This is a genomic window from Limnobacter sp. UBA7229 (assembly GCF_002473065.1).
Classification (GTDB): Bacteria; Pseudomonadota; Gammaproteobacteria; order Burkholderiales; family Burkholderiaceae_B; genus Limnobacter; species Limnobacter profundi.
Map to the genome: position 1 here is coordinate 82,468 of NZ_DKTN01000003.1, position 23,858 is coordinate 106,325.

Here is a 23,858-nt window from a genome sequence, read left to right on the forward strand (position 1 = left end):
TGCCAAACAACCCAGCACAAACAAGCACTTACAAAAAACAAAGCACTGCACGCTTTTTAAACGTGCAGTGCAACATCATACCGCCTTTTTGGCACTTGGTTGCCGAAAATGCACCAAGCATTAACCCATGTGCAAGCCACCATTCAGTGAAAAGTCGGCACCGGTTGAGAAACCAGAGTCCTCGGAGGCCAACCACGCACAAATGGATGCTATTTCTTCAGGCGTACCCAAACGCTTCACCGGAATGGTGTTGACGATTTTTTCGAGCACATCGGGGCGAATGGCGCGAACCATGTCTGTACCAATGTAGCCGGGAGAAACGGTGTTCACGGTGACGCCCTTGGAGGCCACTTCTTGTGCCAGCGCCATGGTAAAGCCACGCAAACCAGCCTTGGCTGTGGAATAGTTGGTTTGACCAAACTGCCCCTTCTGGCCGTTCACCGATGAAATATTGATGATGCGGCCAAACCCCTGCTCAACCATGCCACCAATCACCTGCTTGGTCACGTTAAACAGCGAATTCAAATTGGTGTCGATCACGGCAGACCAATCATCGCGGCTCATTTTTACGAAAGTACCATCGCGGGTAATACCAGCGTTGTTCACCAAAATAGACACGGTGCCGTGCTCAGCACGCACTTTTTCAAACGCAGTTACAGTGCTGTCCCAATCGGCCACGTTGCCTTCACTGGCATACACTTCATAACCCGCACTGCGCATTTCGCCCAACCATTTTTCCTTGCGTGGTGAATTGGGGCCACAACCTGCAATTACGCGATAGCCCTGCTCACACAGTTTCTTGCAAATGGCCGTTCCAATGCCGCCCATACCGCCTGTTACATACGCTACTTTTGGTTCACTCATGATTCACATCCCTTCTTTATTTGTATTGATTTAAATTCCGCACTTTATCGCGACACGGCCAAAGCCACACCCATGCCACCGCCGATGCACAAAGAGGCCAGACCTTTCTTGGCATCACGCTTGTTCATTTCATGGATCAAACTGACCAGCACACGGCAACCTGACGCACCAATGGGGTGGCCCAGGGCAATCGCACCGCCGTTCACGTTGATCTTGGCCGTGTCCCAGCCCATTTCCTTGTTCACTGCACAGGCCTGTGCAGCAAAGGCTTCGTTGATTTCCATCAAGTCCAGGTCGGCTGCCGTCCAACCCGCTTTTTCCAAACATTTTTTGGAAGCTGGCACAGGCCCCATACCCATGATGGTTGGGTCAAGGCCCGCACTGGCATAGGCCTGAATTTTTGCCAACACCGGCAAACCGAGTTCTTTCGCTTTCACAGCACTCATCAACATCACCGCGGCCGCACCGTCATTCAAACCCGAGGCATTGGCTGCGGTCACACTACCCTCCTTCTTGAACGCGGGTTTCAGCGCGGTCATATTGTCCAAGGTCGCGCCCAAGCGGGGAAACTCATCGGTATCAAACACCAAGGGGTCGCCTTTGCGCTGTGGAATGCTCAGCGGGAAAATTTCGTCCTTGAACTTGCCAGCCTTAATCGCCGCTTCGGCTTTATTCTGGCTTTTCACTGCAAATTCATCTTGCTCGGCACGGTTGATGCCGTACTTCTCGGCCACATTCTCGGCAGTAATGCCCATGTGGTATTGGTTGTACACGTCCCACAGGCCATCCACAATCATGCTGTCGACCAGCTTGGCATCGCCCATGCGGAAGCCATCGCGGCTGCCCATCATCACATGGGGTGCAGCGCTCATGTTTTCCTGTCCACCGGCAATCACAATTTCAGCGTCGCCGCAGGCAATCGCCTGAGCACCCAGCATCACGGCCTTCAGGCCAGAACCACACACCTTGTTGATCGTCAGGGCGGGCACGCCCACTGGCAAACCAGCCTTGATCACCGCCTGGCGCGCCGGGTTTTGGCCCGAGCCCGCTGTAAGCACCTGACCCAAAATCACTTCGGAAATTTGCTCGCCTTTCACGCCTGTTTTATCAAGCAAACCTTTAATCACGTGTGCACCCAATTCTGGCGCAGAAATTTTTGCAAGTGATCCACCAAACTTGCCCAGTGCGGTTCGGCCCGCAGCCACAATTACCACTTCAGTCATGTCAACTCTCCTTACAGGTTTTTATACGGCTCGCTGTTTGACGTATCGTCCAGGTGCGGGCTCAATCGGTTTGTATTTCGCATTGCCAGGCTTGGCGGGCGCTTTTACTTCGCCTCCTTTCATGGGCTCAAGCCACTGCGCCCAATCATTCCACCAGCTGCCAGGTACTTCTTTCGCTTTCTTGAACCACTGTTCAGGTGTTTCAGGGATTTCGCCTTCACACACCCAGTAATTGCGCTTGTTTTTATTCGCCGGATTGATCACACCGGCAATGTGCCCACTTGCACCCAACACAAAACGGGATTCACCACCCACCAAATGACTAGTTTGAAATGCACTGGTCCACGGCACAATGTGGTCTTCCCGAGTTGCCAAAATGTAAACAGGCACATCGATCAAACCCAAATCAACCGGCATGCCACACACCAGTGCCTTTCCGGGTTGGCACACCTTGTTTTCCAGGTAAGTGTTGCGCAGATACCAGGCAAACATGGGGCCGGGTAAATTGGTGCTGTCACTGTTCCAGTACAACAAATCGAACACAGGTGGCTTTTCACCTTTCAGGTAATTGTTCACCACATAGTTCCAAATCAAATCGTTCGGGCGCAAGGAAGAAAATGCACTGGATAAATCTTTTCCAGGCATTACGCCACCCTTACCGATACTTTCCTCTCGCGCTTTTACCTGCTCTTCATCAACAAACACACCCAAGGCACCTGTGTCAGTGAAATCCAGCAAAGTGGTCAAAAAAGTGACACTGTTCACACTGTCATCACCACGATTGGCCAAGGTTGACAGTGCTGTTGCCAGAAGTGTGCCACCCACACAAAACCCCAACACATTCAGCTTGAGCTGTTTGGAAATGGCCTTGACCACTTCAATAGCTTTGATCACGCCATCTTCAACATAGCCATCCCACGTAAAATGTCCGTCCGCTTCCGTGGGGTTTTTCCAAGACACCAGGAACAAGGTGTGGCCTTGCTCCACCACAAAATTCACCAGTGAATTGCTAGGCTGAAGATCGAGAATGTAGTACTTGTTGATGCACGGGGGTACAAACAACATGGGTTGTTTGCCCACTTTTTCGGTGGCGGGCTTGTATTGCAAAAGCTGAAAGTATTCGCATTCAAACACCACATCGCCCGGCGTGGTGGCCACATTCACACCCACTTCAAAAGCACTTTCGTCGGTTTGGGAAATGCGGCCTTTCTGCATGTCTGCCATCAGGTTTTGAATGGCCTGCGTCAGGCTTTCACCTTTGGTTTCAAGCAGTTTCTTTTGTGCTTCGGGATTGGTCACAAAAAAATTGGATGGGCTAAGCGCATCTACAAATTGCTCTACCGCATACTCTACCTTTCGTTTTTCAGGGCTGCTGTCGGGCACCAACTCAACAATTCGTTTCGTAAAGCGGGCATTTAGCGAATACATGGCAGCGGTAAACTCATAGACGCCATGGTCGTGCCAATCGGCTGAAGCAAAACGCTTGTCGCCTTGAATCCAGCTGTCCAGCGGAACTGGCTGCTTTGTTTTGGAATCGGAATTGGGCAAACTGGAAAAAGCAGAGGCCATCAATGCCGACAACTCGGCTGCATACTCGGCTTGAATTTGCCCCAGCGAATGAACCGGAATTTGGGTGAGCGCTGCCTGACAAGCCCCCATGATGGAATTCATGAAAGGCTGAATTGCACCCATGGTGGCGTTTTGTAAAGGTGCAGCGGCCTGCAGACCGGGCAACGGCCCCAATTGACCAAAGGCGCCCATGGCTTGTTGAAACTGGGCCTGCATTTGCTGCTGCATTTGTTCAGCAACAGGCAATAGCTGACCAAAGACTTCGTTGAAGTCTGGTATTTGTTTGTTCACCTTCCTCTCCTTTGTGGGGGCAATATGCTCCCTTGGCTCGTCGGCCTTTGCGATATTGTGCACCGCAACATTTTGACTTGTCAAATAATTGTATGCCTCTGACCCTTACTGTTTGCTGATCAGCCCAATTTAATGCACCATCTCCAGTGTATTCGCTTCACCCTTGAGTTCACAAAGATGTACATCGTTATTATTGGCTGGATGTATGTAGTCACCCTGATGGCGGCTACAGAGACAAACTTCGTGGCTGGAATTGTCACATTCCTTTTTTACGGGGCACTGCCCTGTGCCGTGCTGGCCTATTTGATGGGAACGAAGTCAAGAAGACTCAAGCGGCGTGCTCAGGAAGAAGCCGAATTAGCGTTGCAAAACGCCCAGACTGAACCCCCTGCTGTTGCCCCCGCCGATGAGAAAACCAGCGCGGATCGGTGACCGTGTCCCAGCCGCCGCCTTCAATGTTGGAATTACCCAATTCGCGCAGTGCAAGCCGGGCCAGTGCATACAGGTCGGCCAAGTATTTCCCGGATTTGTCGCCTGGCTTGAAGCACTCAATTGCATTGGGACTTTGCTGAACAAAGGCATGGAACACCTCCGCCCCAACTTCAAAAGAGTGTGGGCCAATGGCAGGTCCCATCCAGGCCTTGATTTGCATTAGAGGAACCCCGCAGGCCTGGCTTAATGCCCTCGCGCTTGCCAGTAAAACACCTGCATGCAAGCCTCGCCAGCCAGCATGGGCTGCTGCAACCCCCAGTGCTTTGCCAGAGTTGCTGAAGGCCACAAAAACGACGGGCAAACAGTCTGCGGTCATGATCGCCAAGGCCAGGTTGCAACTAACACTGACTGAAGCATCTGCCACCGGTGGTGTTGTGCCAGATGACATCGCATCGCTTGCAAGCCTCGCCTCGAACACCTCGCAACCATGTACCTGGTTTAACCACACAACCGGAGCACCCATTTCCTTTTCAACTAAACTGCGCCGAGCTTGAACATGGGTCAGGCTATCCCCGACATGTATACCCAAATTGAAACCATAAGGATTGGCGTTACCCTGTGAATGGTCAAATCCGGTTTCTGTCACCAGTACCTTGACACCCTCCCAATCTGGGCAAAGCTGGGAGACAGGAATTTCTTTATTCAATTTCTTCAAGGTCGTCGTCATCATCAAAACGCACCAGCACCGAGGCCTTGTGTTGGTGAGCTTCCTCCAATACCGCCTCTTCTACATCGTCGCTGTGGAAATCAATGCCAGCCATTTCACCCAACAAGCGCAAATCCTCGGGGGCCTTGGCTACATACTCGGGCCATTCATGATTTCCAAGGCTTTCGTCCCAATCCTCAGCCGCTTCATCAGCTCCTTGCACATGAAAATAAGCCGGATCTGGAAAGCTCAGGTGTGTTGCATGCAGGGCTTGGCGCTCGAACTTCTCGCCATTGGGCAGTTCAATCGAGGAAAGTCGCAAGGCAGAGTGACTGCCAGCGCCTTTGATTTTGTAAACCGGGTCGGCCACCAAAGCAAAACCGGCATGCTGGGCATGCACACGAATTTGATGGGTACGCCCGGTTTCAAGACGGCACACCATCAAGGTGACAGGCACTTCAAGAAGCTCACCAAAAGCAACTGGGGTAAAGTGGGTTACAGCGGGCTTACCGTGATCAACCACCGCCATACGCAGGCGATTGCGCGGGTCGCGGCCCAGGGGATTATTCACAGTCAAAGGGTTCGCAATTCGGCCCCACACCATGGCCAGGTAAACCCGCTTTACAATGCGGGCTTGCAACATTTGAACCAGTTTTACCTGGGTTTCAGCGGTGCGGGCCACGACCATCAAACCGGTGGTGTCTGCGTCCAGGCGGTGCACAATCCCCGCCCTTGGCACATGTATCAAACCCGGGTCCAAGTGATACAGGCCATTCATCAAGGTACCGGTCCAGTGCCCGGGTGCCGGATGAACCACCAGGCCGGCCTGTTTGTTGACCACCGTGTATTCATTGGTGCGGGCCACAATATCCAGGTTCATGTCCTCGGGGATCAAAGCCTGCATGTGGGCCAAAACCCCAGGGCTTAACTCAATCCGATCCATGCCCTGTACTTTCTGATTGCCCTTGGCTGCGGCCACGCCATTGACCAGCACCCTTTCCTCTTTCAACCAGCCCTGCAGGCGGGAACGCGAGTACTGCGGGAACAACTCGGCAATCACTTTGTCCAAGCGAGAACCTCCCAATTCCATGGGCACTCTGGCTTGTAACGGTTGATCGGGTTGTGCGTTTTCCGCGTCGGCTTGAATTTGGGACGTCATAAATTAAAATCGAATCTTTCAATTGAGTATGCCGCCGGTGGGCGGCACGGGCTTTGCCCGATATAATGGAAAACCATTGATGATCAAACAGGGACACTTCGGGTTTCGAAATCACATGAACAAAACCACATTGGCCCCGCGCACCACTTGGCTGCGCACATTATCGCAGTTATTCCTGATCCCCGCGTTGATTTTCGCGCTGGCCGCATGCGGCTCGGCAAAACAATTCGATGAAACCGAGGGCTGGAGCCCTGCCCGTCTGTACGAAGAAGCCAAGGCTGAAATCGACGTTGGCAATTACGAGCGCGGTATTGAATTGCTTGAAAAGCTGGAAGCACGCTACCCATACGGGCGTTTTGCACAGCAGGCGCAAATTGATACGGCGTTTGCTTACTACAAGGCGGGTGACAATGCCCAGGCATTGGCTGCAACTGATCGCTTCATCAAGCTGTACCCAAACCACCAGAATCTTGATTATGTCTATTACTTGCGCGGCTTGATCAGTTTCAACGAAGACAAAGGCATTTTTGCATTGTTGTCGGGTGAAGATCAAAGCGCCCGTGACCCCAAAGGCACCCGCGCTGCATTTGATGCATTCAAAGAAGTGGTAAGCCGCTTTCCTGACAGCAAATACTACGAAGACAGCAAATCACGCTTGCAGTACCTGGTGAATGCACTTGCACAAAACGAATTGCATGTGGCCCGTTACTATTACAAGCGTGGCGCGTACCTGGCGGCAGTTAACCGCGCTCAAGAAGTAGTGCGTCGGTTCGAACAAACCCCGTCGATTGAAGAAGCACTGTTTATCAGCCTGCGCAGCTATGAGAAACTGAACATGACCGCCCTGGCGGCAGACACCAAACGTGTGATCAACCTGAACTTCAAAGACAGCCCCTATTGGAATATGGATCTTCCCGAGAAGGAAAAAGCGGAAGCCAAATGGTGGCAGGTCTGGAAAGACTAAAGTGTTTGTCAGTCGAATAAAAAAGGATCCTTCAAGGATCCTTTTTTGTTTCTGATGATTGTCTTGAATCGCTATTTCAAGCGCTTCTCCCGCATAAACTCAATCGCCACCCTCAATTCTCGAGTGCGCTTAAACGGGGGCAAACTTCGCCAAAGCAGCTTCCCATACCCTTTTTCAACCAAGCGGCGATCGCCAATCAACAAAACGCCCCAATCGGTTTCATCCCGGATCAAACGGCCTGCACCCTGCTTCAGGGCAATCGCCGCGTCGGGCAGGGACAAATCCTGGAACGCATTGCCACCACGGTTTTTAATCAACTCGCTTTTGGCTTGAAAAACCGGGTCATCGGGTGGCGCAAACGGCAGCTTGTCAATAATAACCAAGCGCAGCCCATCACCCCGAATATCCACACCTTCCCAAAAACTGGCTGCACCCACCAAAACCGGATTGTTCAATACTCTGAACTGATCCAGCAATTCAGCCCTGGAGGCCTCGCCCTGCACCAACAAACTCCAATCCAGTTCGTCTTTCTCGATACGCTCTCGCAGGTACTCGCCAACCTGCTTCACGGCACGGTGGCTGGTACACAGGAAAAATACCCCCCCCTGACTGGCTTGTAACAGCGGCCACACCGCATCACACAGTTTTTTGCTGAATTGTGGTTCATTGGGAAAAGGCAAATTGTCGGGTACACACAGCAACGCTTGCGATTCATAATCGAACGGGCTTGGCAACAACAACTGCTGGCAATCATCGAGCCCCACCTGCAAGGTAAAGTGCTGCAAGCTTTCTTTAATACTCAAGGTTGCACTGGTAAAAACCCACGCCTTGGGCTGCTCAGCGTAAAGCTTGGCAAATGCATTGGACACATCCAGCGGCGAATCACAGAATTGCACTACGTTGGTCGAGACACTCACCCAACGCACCGACTGCTCGTCAGTCTGTGCTGTTGCTGGGGAAAACCAGTCTTGCCAACGCAGGCACAACTCACTGGCTCGCCCCATTAGCTTTACCCACGATTCATTGCGAACCGACAGGGGGCTGATCATTTCTATCAAGCCTTCCAGGCGGTTTTCGAAGTCTGCGCAAACCGCGGCAACGCCATTCAAGGCCAAAAACTGGGCATGCGTAAAACGTGCAGAATCAATTTCAGTACCCACTATTCGCCGAATTTCCTTGAGGGCCAACTCCATGGGGCGAAGCACCGCATCCCAATCGCCAGCATCTGCACTGGAAGTTCGACCCTCAATCAGGACGTCACGCAAAAATTCCTGGCACTGGGCCGTCGATATGGCCTGCCCTAGCAAGCTGGTTGCAATGTCGGGCAACTGGTGCGCTTCGTCAAATACGATCACATCGCAAGCCGGAAGCAACTCTGCAATTCCTTCTTCCTTAAGCGCAAGGTCCGCCAAAAACAAATGGTGATTCACAACCACAACCTCGGCGTCCAGCGCATCGCGGCGGGCTTTGTTCACGAAGCATTCAGAAGCGTTGGGGCATTCGCCGCCCAGGCAGTTGTCTTTGTTGGAAGTGACCCAGCTCCACACGGCTGAGTCCTCGGGCACCCCGGCGCAATCAGCCCGGTCGCCAGTGTAGGTGCGGCCGGCAAATATTTTTACTTTTTGAAGATGGTCCACTTCGCGGGGAGACGGCAAACGCGCCTCTTTGAGCGCACGCTCCAAGTGAAAATGGCACACATAATTTTGGCGACCTTTCAACAACGCCACATTGACAGGCACACCCAAGGCCTCGCGAACCAGCGGTAGATCCTTGTTAAAAAGTTGATCCTGCAAAGTTTTGGTGGCTGTAGACAACAAAACCCTTCGCCCTGAAAGCAAGGCGGGCACCACGTAAGCAAAGGTTTTCCCCGTGCCAGTGCCTGCTTCTACCACCAAAGCACTTTGAGTTTCAATTGCATTGCCAACCGCCTGTGCCATTTCAATTTGCGATTCGCGTGCACTGAACCCGGGTAGTCGTCGGGCCAAAGCACCACCAGGGGCGAAAGCCTCATTCAAGGGTTCAGAGAAATCAAACATGCGGGGTACAGGTAAATTTGAGCGTGAAAGTTAGGCAGGAATGTCGGGTTCAAGCTGAATTTGCAACAGCGTAATCGAGTCTTTGATCTGCAACTTGCGCTTTTTCAATCTGCGAACCTGCAACTGATCAAAACCAGTTTGTGCTGTCAACATGGCAATGATCTGATCCAGATCGCGGTGTTCAACCTGCAATTCTACAATTCGTCGCTTGATCGATTCGATGTCTTCAGTATGGACCATGGGCATTCAGGTTGAACCAGCTCGGCGTTGACAACATTGTAGCCGCAAGTGAACCAAGGCTGGAAACAATCTACCCAAAGTGGATCACCCGTTCTGCAGCCCGCTTTAGTTAGGCGTTCGGGCTCGCCGATTCGCATACTCGTCCAGGCGAATCATGTCGTCTGCCTTGCCTTGAACCTCCAGGTGTGCACGGCGAATTTGTGCACCTTGCAAACGTACATCATCCAGACAACTGGACACGAAAAACTTCTTGTAACAAGCCCGCGACTGCTCGTTCAATTCATACTCGAGAAACTCAAGTTGTTTTTCTCGCTCAGCCACATAGGCACGCGCCTGCTCAAGCGTGTTTGGCGCCTGGGGTTTAGCGGCCTGCAGTTGAACAGTACTACAGGCAGCCAGTACCAAGGCTGAAACAGGCAAGATGAGGGTGAACAGGCGCTGCACCCTTACCCCGATCGACTTCCGAAGCTGTGGCACAATGCCCTGCTTACTTTGAAAACTCATAGATCAGAATCCATGTCGCTTGTTCAAAATCGAATTATCGCCCAGTTGGCTCAAGAATTGGGTGCCGCACAATCACAAATCAAGGCAGCAGTCGATTTGTTGGACGAAGGCGCCACAGTGCCCTTCATCGCCCGTTACCGAAAAGAGGCCACAGGTGGGTTGGACGATGCGGTGCTTCGTGACCTTCAAGAGCGCCTGGTGTATTTGCGCGAACTGGAAGACAGGCGCAGCAGTATTCTTGAATCGATTGAAAGCCAGGGCAAATTGACCCCTGAACTGAAAGCAGCAATTGAAAAGGCGGAGAACAAACAAACGCTGGAAGACCTTTACCTGCCCTACAAACCCAAACGCCGCACACGCGCACAAATAGCGCGTGAGGCAGGCCTGCAGCCACTGGCGGATGAAATTTTCCAGAACAAACAAGCCGTGCCTGAAATATTGGCTGCGGCTTACCTGAACACAGAACATCAAATCAACGACACCAAAGCAGCACTGGATGGTGCCCGCGACATTTTGGCCGAACAGTTTTCAGAAAACGCTGCCTTGCTGGCACTTCTAAGAAACCGTTTGAAAGCCGAGGGGGCCATTCGAGCAGCTGTGGTGCCTGAAAAAGCCAGTGAAGCAATCAAGTTTCAAGATTACTTTGAACATCAAGAACCCCTGAGCAGCACAGCCTCGCACCGCATGTTGGCCATGCTTCGTGGCCGCGAACAAGGGTTTCTGACACTGAAGGTAGACCTGCCCGAAGTGTGGGAGGCTGAGAACCCCCGTGCACCCCATCCTTTTGAATCGGAAATTGCTCGCCTGCATGGCATTGAACGCGATGAAAGCCCACGGGGCAAATTCTTGAATGAAACATGCCGTTGGACGTGGAAAATCAAACTGGCCAGCACCCTGGAAAGTGAGGTGATTGGCACGCTGCGCGATGCGGCACAGGCTGAGGCTATCACCGTGTTTGGTAAAAACCTGAAAGACTTGTTGTTATCAGCCCCGGCGGGGGGCAAAGCCACCATGGGTCTGGACCCAGGTATTCGCACTGGTGTAAAAGTGGCGGTAATTGACAGCATAGGCCAAGTGGTTGAACACGCCACCATTTACCCACACGAGCCTCGCCGACAATGGAATGAATCCATCGCCCTGCTGGCTGCGCTTTGCATGAAACACAATGTGGAGTTGATCGCCATTGGCAACGGCACCGCCAGCCGGGAAACCGATCAACTGGCAGCCGACTTGCTTGCACAACACAAAGACCTGAAAGCCACACGGGTTATGGTGAGCGAGGCAGGTGCCTCGGTTTACTCCGCCAGCGCTTTGGCTTCAGCAGAATTGCCAGACCTTGACGTCAGCATTCGCGGTGCAGTGTCTATCGCACGTCGCCTGCAAGATCCCCTGGCTGAACTGGTAAAAATCGATCCGAAATCAATCGGTGTGGGCCAATACCAGCATGATGTCGATCAACGCCAACTGAGCGGCCGGCTGGACGCGGTGGTTGAAGACTGCGTGAACGCAGTGGGTGTTGAAGTGAATACGGCATCGGAGCAACTGCTATCGCGCGTGTCAGGGTTGAATGCCTCTGTGGCCAAAGCGTTGGTGTCATTCAGAAACAGCAATGGCAAATTCAAAAGCCGTGAAGACTTGCGCAAAGTGCCCCGGCTTGGCGACAAAACATTTGAGCAAGCGGCTGGTTTTTTGCGCATTCATGGTGCTGAAAACCCGCTCGATGCCTCTTCCGTACACCCTGAGGCCTACATTGTGGTCGAGAAAATGGCAGCCAAGGTTAAGAAGCCGGTGGGCAGCCTGGTGGGTAATCGTGAAATTCTGAAAGAATTGAAACCCACCGAGTTTGTGGACGATCGTTTTGGCTTGCCCACGGTTCAGGATATTTTGGTAGAACTTGAAAAACCTGGCCGTGACCCACGCCCTAGCTTCAAGACCGCAAAGTTTGATGACAAAGTACATACCATGACCGACTTGAAACCCGGTATGACGCTGGAAGGTGTGGTCACCAACGTGGCAAACTTTGGTGCTTTTGTGGACATTGGTGTGCATCAGGACGGGTTGGTGCATGTTTCTGCCTTGTCCAACACCTTCGTGAAAGACCCGCACAGCGTGGTGAAAACCGGGCAAATTGTGAAAGTGAAAGTGCTGGAAGTCGATATTCCACGCAAACGAATTTCACTGACCATGAAAATGGGCGACGATGTACCGAAAGCCGCACCCGGGCAGAATGCTGGCCGACAAGTTCAAGCCAACCGTGCAGGCGATGCACGGGGAAATTCACGCGGTGAACGAAGTGGTGGAAGCACTGGTTCGAATTCACAACAAGGCGCAGGTTTTGCCAACAATGCATTTGCTGCCGCGTTCGCTAAAGCAAAGGGAAGCAAATAAGGAAGAGTCAAAGCCGCACGGCGTTTCGCTTCGGCGAATCCAGGTACTCCTTGGACTGCATTTCAACAATGCGGCTCACCGTGCGGAAGAACTCATGCGCCATTGCACCTTCGGTGTACAGCTCTTCCGGTTCAACCGCCGCCGACATAATCAGCTTGACTTTGTGATCGTAAAGCACATCAATCAGCCAGGTGAACCTGCGTGCTTCTGAGGCCATACCAGCACCCATTTTTGGCACGCCGCTGAGAATCACAGTTTGAAACTGGCTGGCAATTTCAAGGTAATCGTTTTGTGAACGCGGGCCACCGCACAGGGTTGGAAAATCAAACCACACTACGGAGCCAGCACGTCGAACAGCCTTGATGACACGCGATTCAATTTGTAACTCTGCAGGCTCATCAGCCACCTCAGCCAAGCGCTTGAAATCTTCGGTCAACTGTTTGTCCGCGCTTTCATCCAGCGGCATGAGGTAGGTGTTCAGTTGCTCCAATGTGCGGCGGCGGTAATCTACTCCCACATCCACGTTAATCACATCCAGTTGCTTGTTGAGCAGGGCAATGGCAGGCAACAGGCGGTCACGGTGCAGACCATCTGGGTACAGATCATCAGGCTTGTAGTTGGACGTCATCAGGAAAGTAACGCCGTTGGCGAACAAGCCATCGAGCAGGCGATAGAGAATCATGGCGTCTGCAATGTCAGACACATGAAACTCGTCAAAACAAATCAAACGATAACGTTTGGCGATTCGCGCCGCCACTTCGTCAAGCGGATCCTGAACTCCCTTGAGGTCATCGAGTTCGGCATGCACACCCCGCATGAACTCATGAAAATGCAAACGCACCTTTCGCTGCACGGTGACAGAGTTGTAAAAGCAATCCATCAAAAAACTTTTACCGCGACCTACCCCACCCCACAGGTACAAGCCCTTGGGTACAGCAGGTCGATTCAGGAATTTTTTGATTACACTGCTGCGTGCTTTTTTGTATTCAACAAACTCATCGTAGAAAAGCTGCATGCGGTCTACCGCCTTTTGCTGAGCAGCATCCGACTGGTATCCACGTTCGGCCAAAGTTTGTTTGTAGTATTCCTGAACGTTCACGATGATGAATTTGAATCAATAGAATTAAAAACGGCCGATGAAGCGATTCACCAGCCGTTGGGGGTCGATACCGAACGGAATTTTAACCGTTCAGTTGACGCTTGTCGCAGGCCAAAGCCGCTTCTTTCATCACTTCAGACAAACTGGGGTGCGCATGGCAAATGCGACCGATGTCCTCGGAAGAAGCCTTGAACTCCATGGCCATCACAGCTTCAGCAATCAAATCAGATGCATGGCTGTTGATGATGTGTACACCCAGGACTTCATCGGTGGTGGCATCGGCCAACACTTTCACAAAACCTTGTGAATCGCCCTGCCCCAGCGCACGGCCATTGGCCATAAACGGGAACTGACCTGCCTTGTACTTGCGGCCTTCCTGCTTTAACTGCTGCTCGGTTTTGCCAACCCAAGCCACTTCAGGCGAGGTGTAAATAACCCATGGAATGGTGTCGTAATTGCAATGGCCGGCTTGCCCAGCCATGATTTCTGCAACCATCACACCTTCTTCCTCGGCTTTGTGCGCCAGCATGGCACCGCGAATTACATCACCAATCGCATAAATGCCTGCGACCAACGTTTGGCAGTGTGCATCCACATCGATCTGGCCGCGATCATTGGTTTTAAGGCCGACCGCTTCCAGGTTCAAACCATCGGTATTGGGTACACGGCCCACCGACACAATCAGCTTGTCGCAATCTAGCATCTGGGCAGCACCATCGGCATCGGTGTAAGCCACTGAAACGCCTTTTTTGCTGGCCTTCACTTCACCGATTTTTACACCCATGTTCATCTTCAACCCTTGCTTGGTGAAGATCTTCTGCATTTCTTTGGCCACGCCTTCATCGGCTGCAGCCAGAAAATTGGGCATGGCTTCGAGCACAGTGACATCGGCACCCAAACGGCGCCAAACCGAGCCCAACTCAAGACCAATCACGCCTGCGCCAATCACGCCCAATTTCTTGGGCACGGCACCAAATTTCAAGGCACCTTCGTTGTCGCAAATCATTTCATTGTCAACAGCGATTCCGGGTAAATGGCGTGCCTTGGAACCTGTCGCAACAATTACTTGCCTGGCTGTCACTTTCTCTTCACCAGCTGCGCTTTTCACGGTCAGCTCGAACCCACCGTCGACTTTGCCAGAAAAACTGGCCCAACCCTTGATGGGTGTGACCTTGTTTTTCTTGAACAGATATTGGATACCGCCAGTCATTTTGGCAACGATGTCATCCTTGCGTTTGATCATCTTGGCCACATCCATTTTTGCACCTGTCACGGCGATGCCGTGGTCTTCTGCATGGTGGGCAATCTTTTCGAACTCTTCCGAAGAGGCCAACAAAGCCTTTGATGGAATGCAACCCACGTTCAAACAAGTGCCACCCAAGCGAGGCTCACCCTTGGGATCGTCGTAAGCATTGCCCTCGATACAGGCCACTTTCATACCCAACTGACCTGCGCGAATGGCGGCAATGTAGCCACCAGGGCCCGCACCGATCACCACTACATCATATTGTGTGCTCATGAATATCCCCTTTATAGTTCCAGCAGCAAGCGTGCTGGGTCTTCCAGGGCTTCCTTCATTGCGACCAGGCCAAGCACCGCTTCGCGCCCATCAATAATTCGGTGGTCGTAACTCATCGCGAGGTAATTCATGGGGCGAATCACGATTTCACCGTTTTCAACCACTGCACGCTCTTTCGTGGCGTGAATACCCAAAATTGCAGACTGGGGCGGGTTGATAATTGGGGTGGACAACATGGAACCGAATACGCCACCGTTGGAAATCGAGAATGTACCGCCGGTTAGGTCGTCAAGCGTCAACTTGCCGTCTTTGGCTTTCTGGCCAAACTCAGAAATCTTCATTTCAATGTCGGCGATGCTCATTTGATCCGCGTTGCGAATAATAGGCACCACCAAACCGCGTGGAGAACCCACAGCAATACCGATGTCGAAATAGCCGTGATACACAATGTCGTTACCATCCACGGAGGCATTCAGCACGGGGTACTTTTTCAGGGCTGCCACAGCGGCTTTCACGAAGAAGCCCATGAAGCCAAGTTTGGCACCGTGTTCTTTTTCGAACTTGTCCTTGTACTTGTTGCGCAAGTCCATCACCGGCTTCATGTTCACTTCGTTGAAGGTGGTCAAAATGGCGTTGGTTTGCTGCGACTGTACCAAGCGTTCCGCAACACGGGCACGCAAGCGGCTCATGGGCACGCGCTGCTCAGGGCGACCTTCAATCAAGGTTGAGGGATCCAGCGGGGCCTTCACTTCAGGCAGCAAGCTAACTGGCTTAGCTGCGGCTGGAGCAGCGGCGGGCTTCGCTGCGGGAGCAGGGGCTGCGGCGGGTGCATTCAAGGTACCGATCACATCGCCTTTGGTGATGCGGCCGTCTTTGCCTGAACCTGCAATTTGATCAGCACTGAGCTTGTTCTCCGCCATCATTTTGGCCGCAGCCGGCATGGCCACAGAGCCATCTACGCTGGCTGAGGGAGCTGGGGCTGCTGCTGGTGCAGCGGCCTGAGCAGGCGCTGCTGCCGGGGCAGGTGCTGCTGCGGGTGCACTTGCGGAGGCACTTGCTTCCGTGTCAATTTTTGCCAAGACCTGTCCCGCTACAACAGTTGCACCGTCTTCACAGAGAACTTCAACGATCACACCAGCCGAGGGAGCGGGCACTTCCAGCACCACCTTGTCGGTCTCTACGTCGATCAGGTTTTCGTCACGCTTTACCGCGTCACCAGGTTTTTTGTACCAATTCAACAGCGTTGCTTCGGCGACAGATTCGGACAGTTGTGGTACGACCACTTCTACGATTGCCATGGAATATTTTCCTTTTGAATTCTTAGTTCAAGTGCGGGCGGCCACCATGGCCAGCCCGCGTCCTGTATTTATTTCGTAACTACGAAACCCTTGAGCTTGCCAAATGCTGCATCGATCAGCGCTTTTTGCTGTTCGTTGTGCTTGGCGTAATAGCCCACGGCCGGAGAAGCTGAAGCCGGACGCCCCGCATAACCCAGACGCTGCCCTTCAGACAGGTTTTCCAGCACGTTGTGCTGGATCTGGAACCAGGGACCCTGGTTTTGCGGCTCATCCTGACACCACACCACATCTGCCAAATTGGGGTATTTGCGCAGTTCGGCGCTCAATGACTTGTGCGGGAATGGATACAGCTGCTCGACTCGCGCGATGGCAACATCTTTGATATTGCGTTCGCGACGAGCTGCGACCAGGTCGTAGTACACGCGACCGGAACAAAGAACCACTCGCTTGACTTTGCTGGCGTCCAGGTCGCCCTGATCTCCAATCACAGTCTGGAAATGGCCTTTGGACAGGTCTTGCAAAGAAGACGTGGCTTCTTTGTGACGCAACAAAGATTTCGGCGTCATGATGATCAGCGGCTTGCGGAACAATCGGATCATTTGGCGACGCAAAAGGTGGAAAATTTGAGCTGGCGTGGTGGGCTGGCACACCTGCATATTGTTCTCGGCGCACAGTTGCAAGTAACGCTCAATACGCGCGGATGAGTGCTCTGGCCCCTGCCCTTCGTAACCATGCGGCAACATCATGACCAGGCCGGATGCACGACCCCACTTTACTTCACCGGAAGAAATGAATTGGTCAATTACCACTTGGGCACCGTTGGCGAAGTCGCCAAATTGTGCTTCCCAAATCACCAAGGTGTTGGGCTCCGCGGTGGAATAACCATATTCAAAACCGAGCACTGCCTCTTCAGACAACACAGAATCGATGACGGTAAATGGCGCCTGAGTTTCAGAGATATTTTCCAGCGGAATGTAGGTGCCTTCGTTCCACTTTTCGCGACCCTGGTGGTGCAACACTGCATGACGGTGCGTAAACGTGCCACGCCCGCAATCCTGACCGGTGATGCGAACCGCGTAACCAGAGGAAACTAGCGATGCAAATGCCAAGTGTTCGCCCATGCCCCAGTCGAGCAAGGTTTCGCCCTGGCCCATGGCCGCACGGTCGGCAATCACTTTTTGTACCAATGGGTGAACCTTGAAGTTCTCGGGTACGGTAGTAATACGCTCTGACAAACGCTTGATTTCGGAGATCGGCACCGATGTATCGGCTGCATCAGTCCATTTCTTGTTCAGATACGGTGACCAATCGACGGCAAACTTGCTCTTGTAATTGGTCAACACGGGGTCAGCACGGTTGTGCTTGCCTTCGTCCATGGCTGCACGGAAATCAGCAACCAGTTTCTCGGCACCGTCTTCTTTCAAAATGCCCTGCATAACCAAACGCTCGGCATACAAAGCGCGCGTGCCTGGGTGCTGACCAATTTTCTTGTACATCAAAGGTTGGGTTACGGCAGGCGTGTCTTGCTCGTTGTGACCCAGTTTGCGGAAACACACAATGTCGATCACCACGTCTTGCTGGAATTCCATGCGGAAGTCCAAGGCCAACTGGGTCACGAAAATGACCGCCTCTGGATCGTCGCCATTCACGTGAAACACGGGCGCTTCGATCATTTTGACCACGTCTGAACAGTACAGAGTAGAACGGCTGTCACGGGGATCGGAGGTGGTAAAACCAATTTGGTTATTGATCACGATGTGAACCGTACCACCCGTGCCGTAGCCGCGGGTGTGCACCAGGTTCAATGTTTCCATGACAACGCCCTGGCCTGCAAAAGCGGCATCACCGTGCACCAACACGGGCAAAACCTGCTTGCCTTCCTTGTCACCACGACGTTCCTGGCGGGCCTTCACTGACCCTTCAACCACAGGGTTCACAATTTCAAGGTGCGAGGGGTTAAACGCCAGGGACAAGTGCATGGGACCACCAGGGGTGGTTACATCCGATGAAAAGCCCTGGTGATACTTCACGTCACCGGCAGGCAGATCATCGGCATGCTTGCCTTCGAATTCTTCGAACAATTGGCTTGGGCTTTTGCCCAGAATGTTGACCAACACGTTCAGACGACCGCGGTGAGCCATGCCAATGATGGTTTCTTGCACGCCATTGGCACCACCACGCTGAATCACATGATCAAGCGAGGCGATAAAGGATTCACCACCTTCCAGCGAGAAACGCTTCTGACCCACATACCGGGTATGCAAATAGCGCTCAAGGCCTTCGGCTGCGGTTAGGCGCTCCAGAATGTGCAATTTTTCTTCAGTCGACAGCTGGGCAGTGCCCAGGCTGGTTTCCATGCGTTCTTGCAACCAGCGCTTTTGAGCGGGGTCGCTGATGTGCATGTACTCAATACCAATTGAACGGCAGTAAGTGTCGCGCAGCGCCTTCACGATGTCGCGAAGGGTCATTTGATCTTGACCAAAATAGGTGTTGGTGGCCGAGAACGTGATGTCCATGTCCGCTTCGGTCAGGCCATAAAAGGCTGGATCAAGCTCCGGAATATTCGGGCGTTCCTGACGCTTGAGCGGGTCAAGGTCTGCAAAACGAGAGCCCAGGAAGCGATACGCAGCCACAATTGACTGAACATGCACCTGCTTTTTGGCCACTTCCAGGTCGGCAGACTGAATCTGCGGCTGCAAGAAGCCTTTTTTCGCGCGTTGAGCAAAGGATTGAACCACTGGCGCATGGGCTACGTCTTTCTCGTTCACGTCGCCGTGAGCAGAAGGCACCATTTGCATTTGGTCAAAGTAGGCGCGCCATTTGTCTGGCACGGAGCCTGGGTTGTCCAGGTAGGCCTCGTACATTTCTTCGACATAGGGCGCATTGCCCCCGAACAAATACGAGTTTTGTTGAAATGATCGCATCATTTGCGCTTCACCTTTTTCCGAGTTTCTCGTTTCAAAGATGTGGGGTTCGGACTCGACCTTGGCTATTGCCATCGGACCGAATCCCTACACACGTGGGTTAAACCGCACTCCCCGTCTGGTTTGTGGAGCCCCTGCCCCTAACCAGATAGCAAAAAGCAGCCAAAAAAAGACTGCTTTAAGAGTTAAGCCCAAAGGATATCAGATTAGAGACGCGACCCTAAAACGAAGCCGCATGACTGTCTAAAAATATGTGGTTTTCTGGAAACGGTTTTAAAGAACTCGAACAAGATCCACCCACGCAGGTGATTACCACCCCATGTGGGGATCACCCCGCCACGAATTGATCTGACCATAAGTTGAATTCCAACGGAGGGATAGGGCGAATGACTAGCCGCAAGTATCGGGGTATTGAAATTGACTCCGCACACATCGACATGGCAAAAAATCTGGACAGTGTTGATGAATTGATCGACGAACTGCGAGACCTTCAGGCCAATTGGAATAATTTGAGCCTTCTGGGCGAACTGACCAATGTGGGTGCGGAAATTTCCAGCACCCGACAGCATTTTCAGCGACTGGCGAGCGACCTGACCAATTTTTTGATTGAGCAATCAACACGCCAAGCGGTAGAGCAACTGGCCACGAGAGCACAAAACTCAATCGATATCCTGGTCCGAAACCTTTACGAAAGAACGGCCGACATCGGCTTTCTGGCCACCGACCCGGTGTTTACCCAACGGTGCGTAGAAGCAGCGTACAACCCGTTGACAGAAGACGCCCTTGAACAAACCCGCCAACGAATGCGCAATTACGTGGCCAAATACTCCGTGTATGGCAACGTTATTCTGCTAGATGCCAACGCCCTCGTGATTACAGATATGCGGGAGACATTGCCGCCAGGCACTGCCATCCAATGGATTCGCCGGGAAGTCGCAGCCAGCCCGCAGTACACAGAGGCATTTCGCCCTCTTCGGGACGATTCCCCCGACGGGAATAAAAGTCTGATTTATGCCTGGAAAATTGAACTTGGCGGACAAATCAAAGGCTACATTGCGCTGGATTTCAGTCTGAATGAGGAAAGCGATGCGCTATTTTCAAAAGTGATGGGCAAAAGTGCCCGGGAAGACGCAGCAGAGTGGCGTGTATGCGGCGTGACCAATCAGAATGGGGATGTGCTGATTTCCAGTAATCCGCAATACATCGGTACAAACCAGACAATTCGCTTGCCGCAACAGTCAACTTGGGGGGTAACTCAAGTTGGCCCTATGGCCTATCTGGTCTGCATACGATCAACGCGTGGCTATCAGGGCTACACCGGCCCCGGCTGGAGAGGATTTTGTATGGTGCCCTTGAATCACGCATTTGACCACAGCAACTTGACGGAAGATTGTCAGGTTCCCGAATTGCTTCAAAGCAGCGGTCTGATTGATACACGCATTCAGGGCTTTGAAAACCAGGCTGCAGAAATCCAGAAACAATTGAACCGAAGCATTTGGAACGGCAACATGACCCAACGCAATTCAACTTCGGCGCTGGGCAACTCGTTTAGCAAAACCCTGCTTTGGGAAATTGGCCGCGCCGGTGAAAGTACCAAAACACTTTTTACGCAGTCTCTTGAGAAACTGGTGCGCTCCGAAATCAATGGATTTCAAACAGAGCAACAGGCCCGCGCCATGCTGGCCATGGACCTGATGGACAGAAACCTGTATGAACGCGCCAATGATTGTCGCTGGTGGGCATTAACGCCTGTTCTTGCGCAGGCCCTTACAGATCCGCAAGCGATTGGCGAGGCGTTGGAATGCCTCAAGCACATTCAAAGCCTGTATACGGTTTACACCAATATTGTGCTTCTGAATCGGGACGGACAAATTGTGTGCGACAGCGCAGAACAAGTGCAAGCAGACTCAATGCCGTTGGACACACACTGGCTGAAACAAACCCTGCAACTGAAAAACCAGGCCCATTACTGCGTGTCGGCATTTGAGCCTACCGCCCTGTATCAAAATCGCCCGACTTACATTTACAGTGCTGCCATTTTTGAGAACCCGGACGGCCCAAGCCAAGCGATTGGTGCGATTGCCCTTGTGTTTGACAGTGAGCCTCAGTTTGAAGCGATTTTGAATGAATCCATGGGTGACAGTCGGCACAAGGCTTTCGCATACATTGTGGATGACAAACGAAACGTGATTTCCTCCACCACCCATCTGTACATTGATCAAGGCAAACTCACACTCCCACTGCCCATCGACAGCAAATTCCAAAAGCAGAAAGCCGACCTGGGCTACTTTGAACTGAACGGGCGGCTGATTGCTTACGGTGTGTGTAACTCCGGTGCCTACCGGGAGTACAAAAATGCCGCCGATTGCTACCAAAACGACTTGCAATGTGTTTACGGCCTGGACATTGGGGCCCTGAAGCCAGAGACCAATGAGAAGGCTGGAGAAATCAGTTTTGACGAGTTTAGACAAGCGGATCAAAAAGAACTTCGGGTAGACATTGCCTCGTTCCGCGTGGGAGGGCATTGGTACGGTATTGACAGCGAGGACGCTGTAGAGGCGTTTTTATGCCGGGAGGTGGTCACCATGCCCAACTCTCCCGCGTGGATTGCAGGAACCACACTTTACAAAAAAGAGGCGATCACAATCGTGGACATCTCAAAAGTTTTGGCTGTCGATTCAGCGGAACACCATGCTGCAAGCCAACGCCAGCAAATGATTCTTCTGAAAACAGGCGGCTCGCAAGCGAAAATTGCACTGGTCGTTGATGAGTTGGGAGAAATACCAAGCCTGCCGGTGATCGCCCTAAATGAGTCAGAAAACCTGACAACTCAGGGAAACATCATTCAGGCCTTGGTCAAAACAAGCAACAACCTGCTGGTGGTTTTGAATACGGAGCAATTACTGAAACAGTTGGAGCAAGGCATAAAAAAAGCCCCTCAGCGAACCAAGGGGCTTTTTCCGGAAGCACTTGCGCGGTGAATTAACGCTGATCGATTGGCTTCACGTTGCGGTGCGCTGCACCGTTGAACAACTGACGTGGACGACCGATTTTGTATTCGGGGTCTGCAATCATTTCGTTCAACTGGGCGATCCAGCCCACGGTGCGGGCCAGCGCGAAAATCGCTGTAAACAGTGGCACAGGAATACCGATCGCCTTTTGAACGATACCGGAATAGAAATCCACGTTCGGGTACAGCTTGCGCTTTACAAAGTATTCGTCTTCCAGCGCAATTTTTTCCAGGGCCATGGCAATCTTGAACAATGGGTCGTCATGCAAGCCCAGCTCGTTCAACACTTCGTGACAGGTTTCACGCATCAGCTTGGCGCGTGGGTCGTAATTCTTGTAAACGCGGTGGCCAAAGCCCATCAAGCGAACGCCTGAATCCTTGTCTTTCACCTTGGCAATGAAATCGCCAATTTTCTCAACGCCGCCATTGGCCTGAATTTCAGTCAGCATGTTCAAGCAGGCTTCGTTAGCGCCACCATGTGACGGGCCCCACAGACATGCTACGCCGGCCGCAATCGCAGCAAAAGGATTCGTACCAGATGATGCACACAGGCGAACTGTAGAAGTGGAAGCATTTTGCTCGTGATCGGCATGCAAAATGAAAATACGATCCATGGCGCGCACCAGCACGTCGTTGACCTGGTACTCTTCGCACGGATTGCCAAACATCATGCGCATGAAGTTGGCGGTGTAGCTAAGTTCATTCTTGGGGTAAATATTGGGTGCGCCAATGCCATATTTGTAGGCCATGGCCACCAGGGTTGGCATTTTGGCAATCAAGCGGATTGCAGAAATGTCACGCTGGTTTTTGTCCAGCAGGTTCATGGAATCTGGGTAGAAAGCAGACATACCGCCCACCAGACCAGTCATCACCGCCATGGGGTGTGCATCGCGGCGGAAACCACGCAGGAAGAAGTTCATCTGCTCGTTGACCATGGTGTGCTTGGTCACCAGGTCGTCAAACGTATGCTTTTCAGCAACATTGGGCAATTCACCGTTCAGCAGCAAATAGCACACATCCATGAAGTCGCAGTGCTGAGCCAGTTGCTCAATGGGGTAGCCGCGATACAGCAGCTCGCCCTTGTCACCGTCAATGTAGGTAATGGATGAATTGCAAGAGGCTGTGGACAGGAAGCCTGGGTCGTAAGTGAATTTGCCAGTGGATCCGTACAGCTTTCGGATGTCGATCACATCGGGACCAATGGTACCTTTGTGAATGGGAAATTCTACCGAGGGGGTGCCGTCAGTAAACGACAGCGTGGCCTTGTGTTCTGTGCTCATCGGATTTCCTTCTAATGGGATTGAAATTAAAGTTCTCGCATCATCTGGATCACCTTGCGCACATCCGGTGTATCCAGATTCCCTTCCGGCTCTTTTCGGCCCAGGAATAGGTCAAGCAGGACGTTGTCAACCTCCTCAAACAGTACAGTCAAGGCCTGCACGTCATCGTTGGTCAGTTCCATTTCATGCTTGTCGAAAAATCGTTCGATAATCAGGTCGTTTTCCAATAGGCCTCGCCTTGCGCGCCAGCGTAAACGGGCACGTTGAGTTGGATCCGCCTGATGACTCTGATTAGACATAAACTACAACAAAAAAAACGGGGTTTTGCAGTGCACAACCCCGATTTGAATAA

At 52.3% G+C, this 23,858-nt stretch carries 17 protein-coding genes; 3 read left to right on the forward strand and 14 right to left on the reverse strand.

Translation table 11 applies throughout. The annotated features are described in order from the left end of the window. Nucleotides 1-120 precede the first annotated feature (120 nt). The 5 genes from phbB to B4C79_RS00990 all read right to left on the reverse strand — a co-directional run bounded on the left by phbB (nt 121) and on the right by B4C79_RS00990 (nt 6,244). The gene (phbB, locus tag B4C79_RS00965; RefSeq protein ID WP_008248461.1) at nt 121-864 is read right to left on the reverse strand and encodes an acetoacetyl-CoA reductase; all 744 of its coding nucleotides are present in this window, start codon (nt 862-864) and stop codon (nt 121-123) included. A gap of 44 nt (nt 865-908) precedes the next feature. Further along, entirely contained in the window at nt 909-2,087 is a 1,179-nt protein-coding gene (locus B4C79_RS00970) for an acetyl-CoA C-acetyltransferase (RefSeq protein ID WP_291742800.1), read from the reverse strand. A 21-nt stretch (nt 2,088-2,108) separates the two neighbouring features. Further along, nucleotides 2,109-3,848 (reverse strand): PHA/PHB synthase family protein, encoded by a 1,740-nt coding sequence (locus B4C79_RS00975; protein WP_414673971.1) that lies wholly within the window; start codon nt 3,846-3,848, stop codon nt 2,109-2,111. 427 nt (nt 3,849-4,275) lie between these two features. After that, nucleotides 4,276-5,109, reverse strand: a complete 834-nt coding sequence (gene pgeF / locus B4C79_RS00985) for a peptidoglycan editing factor PgeF (RefSeq protein WP_291752452.1) — start codon at nt 5,107-5,109, stop codon at nt 4,276-4,278. Further along, nucleotides 5,078-6,244 carry an RluA family pseudouridine synthase gene (locus B4C79_RS00990; protein ID WP_291740190.1) on the reverse strand — a complete coding sequence of 389 codons (1,167 nt, stop codon included), beginning with the start codon at nt 6,242-6,244 and terminating at the stop codon, nt 5,078-5,080. Before B4C79_RS00990 ends, pgeF begins: the two co-directional genes overlap by 32 nt. A 115-nt stretch (nt 6,245-6,359) precedes the next feature. Between B4C79_RS00990 and B4C79_RS00995 the strand changes: the two genes are divergently transcribed. Further along, nucleotides 6,360-7,208: an outer membrane protein assembly factor BamD gene (locus B4C79_RS00995; protein ID WP_105029895.1), complete on the forward strand. Its 849-nt coding sequence runs from the start codon at nt 6,360-6,362 to the stop codon at nt 7,206-7,208. A 71-nt stretch (nt 7,209-7,279) separates the two neighbouring features. Here the strand turns inward: B4C79_RS00995 and B4C79_RS01000 are convergent, their stop codons facing one another. The 3 genes from B4C79_RS01000 to B4C79_RS01010 form a co-directional block, all read right to left on the reverse strand. Further along, nucleotides 7,280-9,244 carry an ATP-dependent DNA helicase gene (locus B4C79_RS01000; protein ID WP_291740193.1) on the reverse strand — a complete coding sequence of 655 codons (1,965 nt, stop codon included), beginning with the start codon at nt 9,242-9,244 and terminating at the stop codon, nt 7,280-7,282. Between the two features lie 30 nt (nt 9,245-9,274). Continuing rightward, the gene (locus B4C79_RS01005) at nt 9,275-9,490 is read right to left on the reverse strand and encodes a YdcH family protein (RefSeq protein ID WP_171099505.1); all 216 of its coding nucleotides are present in this window, start codon (nt 9,488-9,490) and stop codon (nt 9,275-9,277) included. Between the two features lie 99 nt (nt 9,491-9,589). Then, complete coding sequence (locus B4C79_RS01010) at nt 9,590-9,988, reverse strand: hypothetical protein (protein ID WP_171099507.1); 399 nt, start codon at nt 9,986-9,988, stop codon at nt 9,590-9,592. Nucleotides 9,989-10,000: 12 nt separating this feature from the next. On the opposite strand from B4C79_RS01010, the gene B4C79_RS01015 reads away from it, so the two are divergent. Beyond that, a complete protein-coding gene (locus B4C79_RS01015; protein WP_291740195.1) occupies nt 10,001-12,376 on the forward strand; it encodes a Tex family protein in 2,376 nt (791 codons plus the stop codon). Between the two features lie 7 nt (nt 12,377-12,383). On the opposite strand, the gene zapE is transcribed toward B4C79_RS01015, so the two are convergent. From zapE to B4C79_RS01035, 4 genes are all read right to left on the reverse strand, one after another. After that, complete coding sequence (gene zapE / locus B4C79_RS01020) at nt 12,384-13,475, reverse strand: cell division protein ZapE (RefSeq protein WP_105029328.1); 1,092 nt, start codon at nt 13,473-13,475, stop codon at nt 12,384-12,386. A gap of 82 nt (nt 13,476-13,557) precedes the next feature. Continuing rightward, nucleotides 13,558-14,994, reverse strand: coding sequence for a dihydrolipoyl dehydrogenase (gene lpdA / locus B4C79_RS01025; protein WP_171099511.1), 1,437 nt, complete (start codon nt 14,992-14,994; stop codon nt 13,558-13,560). Between the two features lie 11 nt (nt 14,995-15,005). Then, a complete protein-coding gene (gene odhB, locus B4C79_RS01030; RefSeq protein WP_291740198.1) occupies nt 15,006-16,292 on the reverse strand; it encodes a 2-oxoglutarate dehydrogenase complex dihydrolipoyllysine-residue succinyltransferase in 1,287 nt (428 codons plus the stop codon). 68 nt (nt 16,293-16,360) lie between these two features. Then, nucleotides 16,361-19,219 (reverse strand): 2-oxoglutarate dehydrogenase E1 component, encoded by a 2,859-nt coding sequence (locus tag B4C79_RS01035; RefSeq protein WP_291752448.1) that lies wholly within the window; start codon nt 19,217-19,219, stop codon nt 16,361-16,363. 383 nt (nt 19,220-19,602) lie between these two features. On the opposite strand from B4C79_RS01035, the gene B4C79_RS01040 reads away from it, so the two are divergent. Further along, a complete protein-coding gene (locus B4C79_RS01040) occupies nt 19,603-22,197 on the forward strand; it encodes a chemotaxis protein CheW (protein WP_291739123.1) in 2,595 nt (864 codons plus the stop codon). A 1-nt stretch (nt 22,198) separates the two neighbouring features. On the opposite strand, the gene B4C79_RS01045 is transcribed toward B4C79_RS01040, so the two are convergent. Then, nucleotides 22,199-23,506 carry a citrate synthase gene (locus B4C79_RS01045; protein ID WP_171099527.1) on the reverse strand — a complete coding sequence of 436 codons (1,308 nt, stop codon included), beginning with the start codon at nt 23,504-23,506 and terminating at the stop codon, nt 22,199-22,201. A gap of 26 nt (nt 23,507-23,532) precedes the next feature. Continuing rightward, on the reverse strand, nt 23,533-23,805 hold the full coding sequence (locus B4C79_RS01050; RefSeq protein ID WP_171099530.1) for a succinate dehydrogenase assembly factor 2: 273 nt from the start codon (nt 23,803-23,805) through the stop codon (nt 23,533-23,535). Between the last annotated feature and the right edge of the window lie 53 nt (nt 23,806-23,858).

Bases quoted from the DNA above. Each gene is read 5' to 3' on its own strand.
- phbB (WP_008248461.1), bottom strand. From the start codon at position 864: ATGAGTGAACCAAAAGTAGCGTATGTAACAGGCGGTATGGGCGGCATT.
- B4C79_RS00970 (WP_291742800.1), bottom strand. From the start codon at position 2,087: ATGACTGAAGTGGTAATTGTGGCTGCGGGCCGAACCGCACTGGGCAAG.
- B4C79_RS00975 (WP_414673971.1), bottom strand. From the start codon at position 3,848: ATGGGCGCCTTTGGTCAATTGGGGCCGTTGCCCGGTCTGCAGGCCGCT.
- pgeF (WP_291752452.1), bottom strand. From the start codon at position 5,109: ATGATGACGACGACCTTGAAGAAATTGAATAAAGAAATTCCTGTCTCC.
- B4C79_RS00990 (WP_291740190.1), bottom strand. From the start codon at position 6,244: ATGACGTCCCAAATTCAAGCCGACGCGGAAAACGCACAACCCGATCAA.
- B4C79_RS00995 (WP_105029895.1), top strand. From the start codon at position 6,360: ATGAACAAAACCACATTGGCCCCGCGCACCACTTGGCTGCGCACATTA.
- B4C79_RS01000 (WP_291740193.1), bottom strand. From the start codon at position 9,244: ATGTTTGATTTCTCTGAACCCTTGAATGAGGCTTTCGCCCCTGGTGGT.
- B4C79_RS01005 (WP_171099505.1), bottom strand. From the start codon at position 9,490: ATGCCCATGGTCCATACTGAAGACATCGAATCGATCAAGCGACGAATT.
- B4C79_RS01010 (WP_171099507.1), bottom strand. From the start codon at position 9,988: ATGAGTTTTCAAAGTAAGCAGGGCATTGTGCCACAGCTTCGGAAGTCG.
- B4C79_RS01015 (WP_291740195.1), top strand. From the start codon at position 10,001: ATGTCGCTTGTTCAAAATCGAATTATCGCCCAGTTGGCTCAAGAATTG.
- lpdA (WP_171099511.1), bottom strand. From the start codon at position 14,994: ATGAGCACACAATATGATGTAGTGGTGATCGGTGCGGGCCCTGGTGGC.
- odhB (WP_291740198.1), bottom strand. From the start codon at position 16,292: ATGGCAATCGTAGAAGTGGTCGTACCACAACTGTCCGAATCTGTCGCC.
- B4C79_RS01035 (WP_291752448.1), bottom strand. From the start codon at position 19,219: ATGATGCGATCATTTCAACAAAACTCGTATTTGTTCGGGGGCAATGCG.
- B4C79_RS01040 (WP_291739123.1), top strand. From the start codon at position 19,603: ATGACTAGCCGCAAGTATCGGGGTATTGAAATTGACTCCGCACACATC.
- B4C79_RS01045 (WP_171099527.1), bottom strand. From the start codon at position 23,506: ATGAGCACAGAACACAAGGCCACGCTGTCGTTTACTGACGGCACCCCC.
- B4C79_RS01050 (WP_171099530.1), bottom strand. From the start codon at position 23,805: ATGTCTAATCAGAGTCATCAGGCGGATCCAACTCAACGTGCCCGTTTA.